The sequence below is a fragment of the Rhodanobacter glycinis genome, assembly GCF_006438785.1.
Classification (GTDB): Bacteria; Pseudomonadota; Gammaproteobacteria; order Xanthomonadales; family Rhodanobacteraceae; genus Rhodanobacter; species Rhodanobacter glycinis_A.
This window is the reverse complement of sequence record NZ_RCZB01000009.1, coordinates 1-14,793: the sequence shown is the minus strand read 5'-3', so window position 1 is coordinate 14,793 and position 14,793 is coordinate 1. Positions and strand designations below refer to the sequence as shown.

Here is a 14,793-nt window from a genome sequence, read left to right as displayed (position 1 = left end):
GCATGCCGCAACACCCTCCCACGCTGGCCCTCAGGCTTGCTGGCGCATCGAACCAGCGCCAGGCCCGGCGTATCGACTCGCTACCGCCTGCCGTCTTGCCCACGAAAAAACCTCGTTCCCCCATGTCGTCATTCCCGGGAAGGCGGGAGGTGCTTTACAACAGCGAAGCTGGTAATTGCCCAAAAAAGCGAGCCGCTCCTCCACTGTGGCCTTGCCGTCGCAAGCGATTGCTCGTCACCCCAACGTCGTCATTCCCCCAACCTTCCCTTCCAACTGAGACAGCCGATCAAGTCGCCTGTGCTTTCACGCGCAAAATTCCCAGCTAACCAACCCGGTCATCCGAGCCTGTCCAAGAGAAGCTTGCACCGGGGAAATCTGCGTTGCACTAAAGGGGAATCGCGTGAATCACATCTACCGGCTGGTCTGGAGCCAGGTCCGTCGCACCTGGCTGGTCGTTTCCGAACTCGCCCGCGGTCGCGGCAAGGCCGGGCGTACCTCGACATCGCGCCGCACGCGCCCGGCCTGGTGGGCTGCGCTACCCCTGAGCCTGCCGATGCTGGCCCTCGCTACCGCGCCAACCGGCGTTACGGCGATGGATGCCGCCCGTCCGGCGGCGGCCATCGTCGCCGCTCGTCCGGCGCTCGCGCCGACGGTCATCGCGTCGGCGGCATCCTCGACCCATCCCACCGGCGGTCAGGTCACCGCGGGCAGCGGCCGTATCGACTACGGCGATCACCTCACCACCATCCAGCAGAACAGCCAGAACCTGTCACTGAACTGGCTGAGCTTCAACATCGGCGCGCAGGACACGGTCAATTTCCTGCAGCCGAACGCGCAGTCCATCGCCGTCAACCGCATCGCCGACCCCAACGGCAGCGTGATCCTCGGCCACCTGAACGCGAACGGCCAGGTGTTCCTGATCAACCCCAACGGCGTGCTGTTTGGACAAGGCGCGCAGGTCAACGTGGGCGGCCTGGTCGCCAGCACGTTCGACGTCAGCGACAGCGAGCTGGGTCGCGGCACGTTGCATTTTACCGGCGCAAGCGTCGGCAGCGTGACCAACCTCGGCACGATCACCGCCGCACCCGGCGGCTACGTGGCCCTGCTCGGCCACGCCGCGTCCAACCAGGGTGCGATCCACGCGCCTGCCGGCAGCGTGGCGCTTGCCGGCGGCAGCGCGGTCACCTTGAGTTTCGACGGCAACCACCTGCTCGACATGCAGATCGACGCCAGCACCTTGAACGCGCTGGCCGAGAACAAGCAGCTGATCGTCGCCGACGGCGGCCAGGTGCTGATGAGTGCCGGTGCGAAGGATTCCCTGCTGGCCAGCGTGGTCAACAACAGCGGCACGATCCAGGCGCGGACGGTCGAAAACCGCGCCGGCAAGATCGTGCTGCTCGGCGGCATGGCCGCCGGCACCACGCAGGTGGACGGCACGCTGGACGCCAGCGCGCCGAATGGCGGCGACGGTGGCTTCATCGACACCTCGGCGGCGCATGTGCAAGTGGCCGACGGCACAAAGATCACCACCCTGGCGGCCACGGGCAACGCCGGCACCTGGCTGATCGATCCGCACGATTTCACCATTGCCTTCAGCGGTGGCGACATGAGCGGCGGCACCTTGAGCAGCCAGCTTGGTGGTGGCAATGTCACCATTCAGTCCAGCCAAGGCGCCAACGCCAGCGGCAGCGGCGACATCCACGTCAACGATATAGTGAACTGGGGCGCCAACACGCTCACGCTCACCGCCGCCCACGATATCGATATCAACGCCGTGATGACGGCCAGCGGCAGCGCCGGCCTCGCGCTGAACCCGAGCACCGCCAACGGCGGCGATGCGGCGATTGGCGGCGGCACCGTCAATGTCAACATGATCAGTACCATGCCGGGCCAGAGTGGCCGGGTGGATTTCACCGGCGGCAGCAACACGCTGAAAATCAACGGCCAGTCGTACACCATCATCACGACGTTGGGTGCCCCCGGCAGCACGTCCGGAACGGACCTGCAAGGCATCAGCGGTGCCCTCAACTGCGCTTGCTATTTCGCGCTGGGTGCCAATATCGACGCCAGCGCCACGGCCAGCTGGGGGAATTCCGCCTTCGGCTCCAGCATCGGCTCCGGCTTCGTGCCGATCGGCCACCATTTCAACGCTACCGATTTCCAGATGTTCACCGGTACCTTCGACGGCCTCGGCCACACCATCAGTGGCCTCACCATCAACCGGCCCGGCTCCAGCAACGTCGGCCTGTTCGGTTACACCTACACCACAACGACGATCCGTAACATCGGCCTGCTCGGCGAGTCGATCGAGGGCCAAAGCGACGTAGGCGGCCTGGTCGGGTACAACTACGGCACGATCAGCCAGGCCTACGCCATCGGTGCGATCAAGGGCGATCCCGGCGGTGCCAACGCTGGCGGCCTGGTCGGATACAACGACAGCAGCGGCCGGATCAGCCAAGTCTATGCCAGTGGAGCGGTCAGCGGCGTGGCCACTGTCGGTGGCCTGATCGGGTACAACAACCACGGCCCGATCAGCCAAGCCTATGCGACCGGTACGGTCAGCAGCAGCGGCGGTGAGGGCGGCGGCCTGATCGGCACCAACGATAGCGGCTCGATCAGCCAAGCCTATGCGACCGGTACGGTCAGCGGCAGCAACGACGTCGGCGGTCTGGTCGGATACAACATCAGCGGCGCGATCAACCAAGCCTATGCGACCGGTGCGGTCAGTGGCAGCAACTATGTCGGCGGCTTGGTCGGGAACAACGTATCCGGCACCACGATCAGCCAGGTCTATGCCACTGGTACGGTCAGCGGCACCGGCAGCAACGTCGGCGGTCTCATTGGGTTCAATAATGCTGGCACGATCAGCAACAGCTACTGGGACACGGAAACCACCGGTCAGTCCACCAGCAGCGGCGGTACCGGCCTGACTACCAAGGCACTGATCGCAGCGCTGCCCGGAGGTTTCACGGCCGCCAGGTGGGGCAACGTCGGCAACCAGACCACGCCATACCTGCTGGGCATGTCCGGCAATCAGGTATTCAACACCAACGACCTGCCCACCGGCACCGTGACGCCCAGCAACCGGCCCAACCTCTACACCGTCATCCTGGATCTGAATCAGTTGCAGGCCGTGAACACCGGCCTCGCCGGCCGTTATGTGCTGGGCAACGACATCGACGCCAGCGCCTCGATCGTATGGGTGGGCGTTGAGTTCGACGCCCAAGGCCGCCCCATCATCGCCTACAACGGCTTCAGGCCGATTGGCGTCTCAGGCGCACCGTTCACCGGCGTCTTCGATGGCCTTGGTCACACCATCAACAACCTGACCATCCATTGGCCAAATACCGATTACGTCGGCCTGTTCGGCGTCACTGGCAGCGGCAGCGCGATCCGCAATCTCGGTCTGCTCGGCGGGTCGGTTGCAGGCCAGAATTACGTCGGCGGCCTGGTCGGAGACAACGGCGGCACGATCACCAACACCTATGCCGCCGGGATGATCAACGGCCTCACCTCCGACGAACGCGACTACGTCGGTGGCTTGGTTGGCTTCAACGAAGCGGGCGGCATGATCACCAACGCCTATGCCACCGGGGCGGTCAGAGGCAACAACCATGTCGGGGGTCTGGTCGGAAGCAACCTTGGCGCGATCACGAACGCCTATGCCACAGGGGCGGTCAACGGCATCTTGTATAACAGCGGCGGCAACTACGTAGGCGGCTTGGTTGGATCCAACGAAGCGGGCGGCACGATCACCAACACCTATGCCACCGGGGCGGTTAGCGGCAACAACTATGTCGGTGGTCTGGTCGGTCTCTACGGCGGCGGCACCATCATCGGCAGTTACTGGGACACGGAAACCACAGGCCAATCCACCAGTGATGGCGGCGGCACCGGCCTCACCACCGTGCAGATGATGGACCCGGTCAGTTTTGCGGCCTGGAGCACGGATATCAGTGCCGTCGGCGGCAGCTCCGCGGCTTGGCGGATCTACGCGGGTGATACCGCGCCGTTGTTGCGTGCCTTCATGACTGGCCTGGCGGTCACCGCCAACAATCTCGGCACGGTCTACAACGGCACCGCCTTTGCTGGCAGCAGCAGCTTGATCCTCGGCACGCTGAAGCCGAGCTCGTGGCTGCCGTCGAGCACTGTGGATGCGAGCCTGATTCTGGGCGACGCCAACGCCAGAACCAGCACCCCGGCGACCAATGCCGGCAGCTACGCGCTGGCTGGCGACCTGTATTCAGGCCAGATGGGTTACGACATCGCTTTCACGCCCGGCACGCTGACCATCGCCCCAGCCACCCTGACCTATCTGGCCGATACCGCAACTACCACCTACGGCAGCACGCCGACAGGGTTGACTGGCACGGTGACCGGCTTCGTCAACGGCCAGACTCTGGCCAGCGCCACGACCGGCACCGCCAATTTCACCACCGCTGCCACGGCTACCAGCAGCGTCGGCAGCTACGCCATCAGCGGCAACGGCTTGACCGCGAACAACGGCAACTACGTGTTCGTGCAGGCGGCGGGTAACAGCACGGCACGGACGGTGAACCCGGCGACGCTGACCTATCTGGCCGATGCCGCAACCACCACTTACGGCAACACGCCGAGCGGGGTGACCGGCACGGTGACCGGGTTCGTCAACGGTGAGACCGTGGCCAGCGCCACGACCGGCACCGCCAATTTCACCACCGCTGTCACGGCCACCAGCAACGTCGGCAGCTACGCCATCAACGGCAACGGCCTGACCGCGAACAACGGCAACTACGTGTTCGTGCAGGCGGCGGGTAACAGCACGGCACGGACGGTGAACCCGGCGACGCTGACCTATCTGGCCGATGCCGCCACCACCACTTACGGCAACACGCCGAGCGGGTTGACCGGTACGGTAACCGGCTTCGTCAACGGTGAGAGCCTGGCCAGCGCCACGACCGGCATCGCCAGTTTCACCACCGGTGCCACCGCCACCAGCAACGTCGGCAGCTACGCTATCGACGGCAATGGCTTGACCGCGAACAACGGCAACTACGTGTTCGCGCAAACGGCAGACAACGGCACCGCACTGACGGTGAACCCGGCGACGCTGACGGTCACCGCCACCGACTTCAGCAAGACCTACGACAAGCTCGTTTACACCGGCGGCTACGGCGTCACCTACAGCGGCTTCGTCAACGGCGATACCGCCGCCGTCCTCGGTGGCACACTGGGCTATGTCGGCGGCGCGCAGAGCAACACCAACGCGGGCGTCTACGTGATCACACCCGAAGGTCTCACGGCCGGCAACTATGCCATCGTTTACAAAGCTGGCCGGCTCACGGTGAACCAAGCCCCGCTGACGATCACCCCCCATGACGTCAGCAAGACCTACGATGGTGGTGTGAGCGCAGACAGTTACTTCGTGGTGCTCAGCGGCAAGCTGTTCGGCACCGACGCCTTCACCGCCAACGAGTTCATCTTCGCGGACGTCAAGAACCGCGGCGACGGCAAGAACGTCGGCACCGGCAAGGTCGTGAGCTACTTGAGCGGCTACGTCCTGGACGACGGCAACAACAGCGGTAACTATGCCGTGGCCTACTTCGACAACACCAACAGCACCATCACCCCGCTGGGTGTCACCGTCGATGCCACCGGCATCAACCGCATTTATGACGGCACCACCACCGATGCAGTGACACTGGCAAGCACCGGCCTCCTCGCCGGCGACACGGTGAACTTCACCGGTACAGGCAGCTTCGCCGACAAGAACGTCGGTATCCGAAAAGTCGTGACCGTCAACGGCATCAGCGCCAACGGCACCGATGCCGGCAACTACAGTTACAACATCAAGGCCGCAACCACTGCCGATATCAGCCAGCTCGGCATCACGGTTGACGCCACTGGCATCAACCGCGTCTACGACCGGACCACCGCCGAGGCAGTGACACTTGCCAGTACCGGCCTCCTCGCCGGTGACACGGTGCGCTTCACCGGCGTCGGCAGTTTCGCCGACAAGAACGTCGGCATCCGAAAAGTCGTGACCGTCAACGGCATCAGCGCCAACGGCACCGATGCCGGCAACTACAGCTACAACACCACGGCGAGCACAACGGCCGATATCAGCCAACTCGGCATCACGGTGGATGCGACCGGAGCCAACAAGATCTACGACGGCGGCACCGCCGATGCCGCCACCCTGGCCAGTGCAGGCGTGCTGTCCGGTGACACGGTGAACTTCACCGGCTCCGGCAACTTCGCCGACAAGAACGTCGGCATCGGAAAAGTCGTGACCGTCAACGGCATCAGCGCCAACGGCGCCGACGCCGGTAACTACAACGTCAACACCACGGCGAGCACGACGGCCGATATCAGCCAACTCGGTATCACGGTTGACGCCACCGGCATCAACCGCGTCTACGACGGCACCACCGCCGAGGCAGTGACACTGGTCAGCACCGGCCTCCTCGCCGGCGACACGGTGAACTTCACCGGCTCCGGCAGTTTCACCGACAAGAGTGTCGGCACTGGCAAAACCGTCAGCGTCGCCGGTATTGCAGCCAACGGCACCGATGCCGGCAACTACAGCTACAACACCACGGCCGCAACCACTGCCGATATCAGTCAGCTCGGCATCACGGTTGACGCGACCGGCATCAACCGCGTCTACGACGGCACCACCACCGATGCAGTGACACTGGCCAGCACCGGCCTCCTGGCCGGTGACACGGTGGGCTTCAGCGGCACTGGTGCTTTCGCCGACAAGAACGCAGGCAGCAACAAGGCCGTCACCGTCAGCGGCATTGCCGCCAGCGGTGCCGATGCCGGCAACTACAGCTACAACACCACCTCGAACACGACGGCTGACATCAGCCAGCTCGGCATCATCGTCGATGCCACCGGTACCAACCGCGTCTACGACGGCAGCACGGCCGATGCGGTGAAACTGGCCAGCACCGGCATTCTCGTCGGTGACACGGTGGGCTTCAACGGCACCGGTGCCTTCGCCGACAAGAACGTCGGTGTCGCCAAGGCGATCGGTGTCAGCGGCATCGTCGCCACGGGCGCCGACGCCGGCAACTACAGCTACAACACCACCGCGAACACGGCAGCCGACATTACCGCCAAGACGATCACGGTCGACGCGATCGGTGTGGACAAGGTCTACGACGGCAGCACGGCCGCGACGATCGCAGCACTGGGCACAACTGGCCTAGTGGCGGGCGATGCTGTCACCTTCGGCAACGCCTCGGCGGCCTTCGCCGACAAGAACGCCGGCAGCAACAAGGCCGTCACCGTCAGCGGCATCACCGCCAGCGGTGCCGATGCGGGCAACTACAGCTACAACACCACCGCGAACACGACGGCTGACATCAGCCAGCTCGGCATCACCGTCGATGCCACCGGTACCAACCGCGTCTACGACGGCAGCACGGCCGATGCGGTCACGCTGGCAAGTGCCGGCGTGCTGTCCGGCGATACGGTGAACTTCACCGGTACCGGCAGCTTCCTCAACAAGAATGTCGGTACCGGAAAAACCGTCAGCGTCTTCGGCATCACGGCCAGCGGCAGCGAAGCGATCAACTACAGCTTCAAAACCAGCGCGACCACGACCGCCGATGTCACCCCCGCGACGTTGACGTACCGCGCGGATACCGCCCACTTCAAGATCGGACAGATGCCGGGTGATTTGGGCGGTGCCGTGACCGGGCTGGTCGGTGGCGATACCTTGGCCGATGCCACCGACGGCACGCTGACATGGCAGACGCCAGCCACCGCGGCCAGCCCGGCCGGGCCGTACGCCATCGACGGCAGCGGCTTGTCCGCACTCAACTATCTGCTAGAGCAGGCGCTAGGCAACGCCACCGCGCTACACGTGGTCGATGGCAGCGCGCCGCGCCTTGTCGTCAGCACCGTCGCCGGGCTGCAGCAATCCTCCGACGACACCGATGCTGTCCACGCGCCGTATGCCCCGGATGTGCACATCGTCAACGGTGGAGTTCGTCTGCCGTGAATCACGCAACCCGCACATCCCGCACCCCGCGCAAGGATCACCGCATGCCGTCACCGTTCCGCTTCCACTTTGCCCCGCTGGCACTGGCCTGCTTCGCCCTGCCGCTGGCCACGCCGGCACAGACGATCCCCAACAGCGGCCAGATCCTGCAGCAAGTGCCGCCGAAACCGCTGGAGAAACCCGTCGCCGCACCCGGCCTAGTGATCGAATCGCCGACCAGCAACACCACTGAAGACGCCACCCCGTTCGCGGTGACGCACCTGCAGGTGGAAGGCAACACCATCTTCGGCAACGCAACCCTGCATGCTCTGGTCGCCGACGGCGAAGGGGAAACGCAGACCCTGACCCAGCTCAACGTGCTGGCGCAGCGGATCACCGACTACTATCACGCGCACGGCTACCCGCTGGCCCGCGCGCTGGTACCGGCGCAAACCTTGAGCGGCGGCACGGTGCGCCTGCAGGTGGTCGAGGCGCGCTACGACCAGATCGAACTGGCCAACCAAAGCCGCATCGGCGACGGCCTGCTGCGCGCCACGCTGGCGCCGTTGCACTCAGGCGAGGTCGTCACCCAGTCCACGCTGGATACCCGCTTGCTGCTGCTCGGCGACCTGCCCGGCGTGGAACCCCACGCCATCCTGCGTCCCGGTACAGAACCGGGCACCTCGACCCTTGACGTGCAGGCCGACGCCGAACCAACTCTGCAAGGCCAGTTGGTCGCCGACACCGCAGGCAGCCGCTACACCGGCCGCCTGCGCGTGGGAGCCTATCTCGACATCAACAATCCGATGCGCCACGGCGACCAGCTCAGCCTGGGTACGCTCACCTCCGGCCGCGGCCTGCGCTACGGCCGGCTGGGCTACCAGTTCACCCTGAACGGGCATGGCACCCGGCTCGGCGCGGCGTATTCGATGCTGGCCTACGCGCTGGGTGGTCCGCTCGATGCGCTGGATGCGCACGGTACCGCCCGGGTTTCCAGTGCCTGGCTGACGCAGCCGCTGGTGCGCACGCACGACAGCCGACTGGACGTCCGTTTGCAGTTCGACCGCAAGCAACTGCGCGACCGCATCGACAGCACCGCCCTGCGCAACGACCGCCACAGCAACCACTGGACAGCCAGCGTCGTCAGCCAGCACGGCGACGACTGGGGCGGCGGCGGGCTGACCAGCGCCAGCCTCAGCCTCGGCCACGGTCGGCTCGGCTTCGCCAACGCCGCGGCAGCGGCCGCCGACGCTGCCACCGCACGCACGCAAGGTAGCTACACCCATTGGAATGCCAGCCTCGCCCGCCTGCAGAACCTCAGTGCTGCTACCCGCGTGTATGTGAGCCTCAGCGGCCAGTACAGCAACCGCAACCTCGACTCCTCCGAGCAGTTCCTGCTGGGCGGGTCGAACAGCGTGCGCGGATACGACGTCTCCAGCATCGCCGGCGCTAGCGGCTGGCTGGACACGGTAGAGCTACGCCACGACCTGCCGTTCGACTGCGCCGGCCGCTGCGAGGGCAGCCTGTTTGTCGACCATGGCAGCCTGCGCGTCAATGCCGACCCGTGGATCGCCGGCCGCAATCAATTCGACCTCGATGGCGTCGGCATCGGCTTCAGCTGGGTCGGCACCCGCCATTGGCAGGCGCAAGTGCAACTGGCCACGCCGGTGGGCGCCACACCCACATTGCTCGGCAAGCGCAGCTCCGCACGGGCATGGTTACAGGTGGTCAGGGGCTTCTGAGCAGTGCGTAGGGGACGGAGGTAATTGAATGCCGTCTTTTGCTCTCCTGATTCCCCACATCACGCATCCAAGGTTGCGAGGCGATAGCTCAGTGGAGGGGTCCACGCGGCAGCGATGATGAGGCGGGAGATCAGCGCGGCCAAACCAAAGCGGCGATTGTAAAAAAGGTGGAAAACTTCAAATCCTGGCTGGCGGTCCTTCGCCGCATTCTTGGGTTATGGAACCGCTCGATGTATTCGAACACACCGGCTCTTGCCCACGCAAACTCCATCGTTGCGCAGCTCGTGCAAGACCAGAGGCCGGCCATAAACGCTTCGGATCTGCTCGCGCAGCCACAATTTTACCGTCACTCTGGGGAAAATGGGCTCTTCCAAAGCGGACGTTCGCGACCGGCTCAATTGGGTCGACCTCTGCCCGTCGCAGCTTGTCTGGGCGTCATGGGAGCCGCAAGGGCAGCCCACGGCCAAAAGCGAACAATAACGACAGGCCGGCTCCATGGCGTCATGGTAGTGGCCCTTGTATCTCAAGATGGCAAGGATGCTGAGGCCAAAGGCAAAGTCACCACGAATTGACTGCCGAATCCCTTCCCGTTGCTTGTGGCCTCGATCGTACCGCCATGCGCTTCAACCAGTTCGCGAACCACGGTCAACCCGATACCTAGACCCGTTCCGTTGAATCCAATGGCATGCGCATCCTGCACAAATGGGTTGAAGATCTCGGGCATTGCGGTGGCACTGATGCCGATGCCGTTATCGGTCAAAGTTATCACAGCGGTGGTGTCAGTCGTCACAAGCCGTAGCCTGATCTGCCCTCCTTCCTGCGTGCACTTCGATGCGTTGGTGATCAGATTGCTCATGACTTGTGTGAGCCGAACGGGGTCGCCTTGCACCTCAACGACAACAGCAGGTAGCTGCAATCGGAAATTCTGCAAGCGCAAATCCATCGCTGGCCGGCATCCCTCGATGGCGGCATCGAGAATGGTGACGATGTCAATCCTTCGACACTCGATCCGCAGTTTTCCGGTATTGATGCGAGATATGTCGAGCAAATCGGTCACGAGTCGAGTGATGTGCGTCACTTGGCGCTCGATGATCGCCTGCATTCTGGGCAACTCCTCCGGTCCAACTTCTACCATCAGGCTTGTTGCTATGCGAATAGGCGTAAGCGGTGTGCGCAGCTCGTGCGCCACCAACGCCAAAAACTCTATTTGCTTACGTTGCGCTTGCTCTGCCGCTGCTTGCAGATCCTGCGCATTCAGCACCGCCATGAGGAGCTGCTCGTTTGCCTCGCACAGATGCGCATGTCGACGCTCGTGCTCAAGCAATGCATCCTCGTAACGAACCAAAGGCCGCTTCAGTGATGCCAGCGCTTTCGGCCTGGAAAGGGGCTCATCCGCAGCTTGACTGCCATAAAATTCAACGCTGCCTGCGCTGCGCATTTTCGCTCGATACATCGCGATGTCCGCGTGGTGGATCAGCGTATCGGCATCCGCTCCGTCATCGGGGTAGATACTAATGCCAATACTCGCAGCCAAGCGCAGCACGTGATCACCAAGTCGACTGGGCATGGCCAGGGCCGTAATTACCTTATCGGCGATGAGGGCCGCATCGGATGCTTCGGACAACTCAGGGAGAAGAATCAGAAATTCATCACCCCCATGGCGACTTACCGTATCTGCGTCACGAACGGAAGAGCAAAGACAGTGTGCCGCCAGTTGAAGTACTTCATCGCCTATTGTATGACCGAGCGTATCGTTGATCTGCTTGAACTTGTCCAGATCGATGAAGAGAATCGCTACCCGACGTTCCGTACGTTTCGCCATGGCGATGGCCTGGGCCAGGCGATCGAATAGCACAGGGCGATTCGGGAGTTTGGTCAACGCATCGAGTTCGGCGGCACGTGATACTTGCTCCAGTGCCTGTTTAACGGTATCGGCATGACTATGAGCAAGAAGAGCCGCCTGCATCAAATGTTCGTTAGCTTCAAGAAGCTGCGCCGCTTGGCTACTATCCAGGCTGCTCTCTACTTCAATCAGATTCTGTTGCAAGCCGTCCAATACCGTCCGCACCTGCTCGGCCTGCAGTTGCAGTTGCGCAAGTTCACGTGCCGCGAGCGCTACGGCTTCAGCATCATCGATCGGACCGCTGCTCATAGAAAAAAACCTGACGCGCCGGGATCAAGCATGAGGATTCTCGGCGGTGAGGGGGGATAGATCCCGAGCACCTTTCTTCGTAGGCCTGCCGCCCAGCAATCCCTCTTGATCAGTGAGCATGTCGCTGATTTGGATGCCGTCGTCGTTGATACTGAAGAGGCGCAATTCATCCGAGTGAGCGCTCCCCCGCACTTTGACCACTGCCATCATGCGCAGTAACCGACTGTCGACCTCAATGTAACGCTGCACGATGATGGCGTCTGTCATGAACGCAGTGCCGTACGGACTGAAGCGCAGATCCGTGTAGCGATCCTCCAACTCAGAGGTCATCAGCACCGTGACGCCCTCCGCCGCGAGGGCGGCGATCATACGCGATAGGTTTTCGCGAAAGTCCGGGCGAAAGGTCGGAGCTAAAGCGAGCTCGAAACCTGACAACGAATCGATCACCACGCGAGTCGCCTTGAGACGACGGATCTCCGACACCAGTAGAAGCATGATCTCGTCGATCGACAAGTCTGGTGCCCGGTTGTTCACCAGGCCCACGCTACCCCTGTGGATCAACTCAGCGAGGATCGGGGTATGAGAACGGTTGGGAACCTGCTCGAAAGCCGCGATGACACCGGTTTCTCCACAGCGTGCGCCCTCCGCAAGAAAGGCTGCCGCAAGAATGCTCTTGCCCGACCCTGACGGGCCAGCCACAAGCATGGAATAACCGCGTGGCAAGCCGCCACCCAGCATGTCGTCCAGACGATGCACGCCCATCCGAAGCCTTTCATTGGAGTCTGTTGCGGCTGAGACGGAAGGCGTCGCAATAGAGACCCTACTGGGTGCGAACACACGCAAGCCAGCAGCATCGATACGAAAGGTGTGCAATCCCGGCAACGTGGGCTGACCACGCATTTTCATGATCTGCAACTTGCGCACCATGGAGTTGCGTTGCACGCTCTGACTCAACCAGATCAAACCGTCCGCAACGGTAAACACCGGATTGGCATCAGCCTCGTTAAAGTATTCTCCGATGAGGAACGTCGTGGCCTGCCAGCTTGTCATCAGCATGCCCAGCTGCTGCACGAAATGTTGGAGATTGAGGTAAGCCCGACCTTCGGCTGCGCTCGCCAGCATCACTGACCGGAAGGAGTCCACGAACACAAGCGCCGGGCTTTGGGTCTCTACTTCGTCCACGATCCGACGCAGCACCTGCTTAAGGCCTCCTGCCATCATGTCGTCGGTAAGGCTGATGAAGCGAACCACTTGATTGATCGACTTGTCGTCGAAAAATTCGAATTGCTGCTGGTAGCGCAACATCTTCAACGGCGGCTCGCCGAGCACGGTGAAATAGATTGCCGGACTTTGCGGCGTGGCCAGAGCGAACATCATCTGGTGCGCAAGGGTAGTCTTGCCGCAACCCGGTGGCCCCGCGATCAGATTGAACGAGAATTCCGGGAGGCCTCCTCCGAGCACGTCGTCCAGACCAGGCACGCCGGTGGCCAAGCGGTTGATGGTCACAGTCTTATTCATGCTGAGTTGTCCTGCGTAGGAGCGGGTAACAGATCTGCCCATACGGATCGCAGTAGTCGTTCGGTGAGCGATGCCCCAATCAAGTTGGTAAGCACCTCGTAAAACATCTGCAGTGCGACCCCGGCGCCTGCAGCGATCTCGGCGCTACTTTGCTCAAGAAGTGCAGCTTTCAATGCGGCAAGATTCATTGTTGCTTGCATGCCTTCATGCATATCCATCAGCCATGGATGCTTTCGGCTGGCGAGATAGAAGCTGCGCTTATAGAGCGTTGCGACGCTGCGCTGTCCAATAATGGGCGAAAGGAAAGTTTCAATCGTCTGCCAGGCCGAGACGATGAACTCGGCCAATTGCTGCACATCAGCGCCATCTCTGGCTCTTTGCACCAGCGTCACGACGATCCGATGGCTTTCTTGGCTTTCCACTAGGCTGGCAAAGGCACCCATTTAGTAACGTATTAGGCTAATTGATGATCAGTGCCGGTACCGTGATGATGCACCGTGATATCCAGCCAGCCAAAGTGCCCCTCCAAAAGTTGGCTACGATCCATCGCTAACTTTTACGGTGTGATCACCGTCATAGAGGCACACTTCGGACGATTCAGTTGCGCATGAGCATTTATGATCATCTTCGATATCCCATATGCACCGTTGCATCCTGGCGAATGGTGTGTGGGGTCGAGCAACGATGGTCATTCAGAATTCAATAGCCGCCTCGATGCTCTTCGGTTCGCAATCAGCGCGGCTCTGAAGGTGCAACAAGAGGGTAACGATGCACTGATCACCGTCGAGGGTATCGACGGTCAATGGCGCAAGTTCGACCATCGGGCAAAGGGCATCGTGTAGATATCCGATCACACTGTCGCAGCGACTCGTTTGAAAGCTTCCGGGGATGCAGAAGGTTCTTCATCTCGATCGCATCGACGATCGCAACTTTGAGAAGACAATTCGGATTTCGCGAAATGGCTCGAAGCTGTTCTGGTTAGCCAAGAAAATATGATCAGACATGTTGAGGCATTCACCAGCGAGTTCATGGGACGGCACCAACGCCACCTTGAACTGCATCGTCATTGCTACCCACCCGGTCGCATATTTACCTCGAAACCACGCGCAACTGTAATGACCCAGCACTTCCTGCACAGGTCAGGCCGCTAAAGCATAAGCCTCGGCGGGGGTCTTCATGCCCAGCGCCTGATGGGGGCGCCGGTGGTTGTAGAACTGGATCCAGTCGCCAATCACGCGCATCGCGTGCTGCTGTGTTTCGAAGCGATGCCGATGCGCGCACTGCTCCTTCAACGTGCGGATGACACGCTCCACCATGCCGTTCTGCTGTGGGCAATGTGGTGTGATGAATTCCTGCCGCAGGCCATAGCTGCGTACCAGTCGCGTGTAGTGTCGGCTGGTAAAGACCAA

At 62.1% G+C, this 14,793-nt stretch carries 7 protein-coding genes; 3 read left to right on the top strand and 4 right to left on the bottom strand.

What is annotated here, in order from left to right:
- The first annotated feature begins 400 nt into the window (after positions 1–400).
- Both EAH75_RS19330 and EAH75_RS19325 read left to right on the top strand, forming a co-directional pair.
- On the top strand, positions 401–7,993 hold the full coding sequence (locus EAH75_RS19330; RefSeq protein WP_140652033.1) for a YDG domain-containing protein: 7,593 nt from the start codon (positions 401–403) through the stop codon (positions 7,991–7,993).
- Positions 7,994–8,037: 44 nt separating this feature from the next.
- A complete protein-coding gene (locus EAH75_RS19325) occupies positions 8,038–9,714 on the top strand; it encodes a ShlB/FhaC/HecB family hemolysin secretion/activation protein (protein WP_140652035.1) in 1,677 nt (558 codons plus the stop codon).
- A 523-nt stretch (positions 9,715–10,237) separates the two neighbouring features.
- Here EAH75_RS19325 and EAH75_RS19320 read toward each other — a convergent pair.
- From EAH75_RS19320 to EAH75_RS19310, 3 genes are read right to left on the bottom strand one after another with little or no spacing between them, the layout of a single operon-like run.
- Complete coding sequence (locus EAH75_RS19320) at positions 10,238–11,866, bottom strand: diguanylate cyclase domain-containing protein (protein WP_140652037.1); 1,629 nt, start codon at positions 11,864–11,866, stop codon at positions 10,238–10,240.
- A 24-nt stretch (positions 11,867–11,890) separates the two neighbouring features.
- Positions 11,891–13,384 (bottom strand): ATPase domain-containing protein, encoded by a 1,494-nt coding sequence (locus EAH75_RS19315; protein ID WP_140652039.1) that lies wholly within the window; start codon positions 13,382–13,384, stop codon positions 11,891–11,893.
- A complete protein-coding gene (locus EAH75_RS19310; protein WP_140652041.1) occupies positions 13,381–13,827 on the bottom strand; it encodes a hypothetical protein in 447 nt (148 codons plus the stop codon). Before EAH75_RS19310 ends, EAH75_RS19315 begins: the two co-directional genes overlap by 4 nt.
- A gap of 174 nt (positions 13,828–14,001) precedes the next feature.
- Here EAH75_RS19310 and EAH75_RS19305 point away from each other — a divergent pair, with 174 nt between their 5' ends.
- On the top strand, positions 14,002–14,226 hold the full coding sequence (locus EAH75_RS19305; RefSeq protein WP_140806547.1) for a hypothetical protein: 225 nt from the start codon (positions 14,002–14,004) through the stop codon (positions 14,224–14,226).
- 297 nt (positions 14,227–14,523) lie between these two features.
- Here EAH75_RS19305 and EAH75_RS19300 read toward each other — a convergent pair.
- Positions 14,524–14,793: integrase core domain-containing protein (locus EAH75_RS19300; protein ID WP_140653116.1), on the bottom strand; the 270-nt coding region annotated here is incomplete at its 5' end.

What these genes read in the sequence shown, in the direction of transcription:
- EAH75_RS19325 (WP_140652035.1), top strand. Translation starts at nt 8,038, where the DNA reads ATGCCGTCACCGTTCCGCTTCCACTTTGCCCCGCTGGCACTGGCCTGC.
- EAH75_RS19320 (WP_140652037.1), bottom strand. Translation starts at nt 11,866, where the DNA reads ATGAGCAGCGGTCCGATCGATGATGCTGAAGCCGTAGCGCTCGCGGCA.
- EAH75_RS19315 (WP_140652039.1), bottom strand. Translation starts at nt 13,384, where the DNA reads ATGAATAAGACTGTGACCATCAACCGCTTGGCCACCGGCGTGCCTGGT.
- EAH75_RS19310 (WP_140652041.1), bottom strand. Translation starts at nt 13,827, where the DNA reads ATGGGTGCCTTTGCCAGCCTAGTGGAAAGCCAAGAAAGCCATCGGATC.
- EAH75_RS19305 (WP_140806547.1), top strand. Translation starts at nt 14,002, where the DNA reads ATGATCATCTTCGATATCCCATATGCACCGTTGCATCCTGGCGAATGG.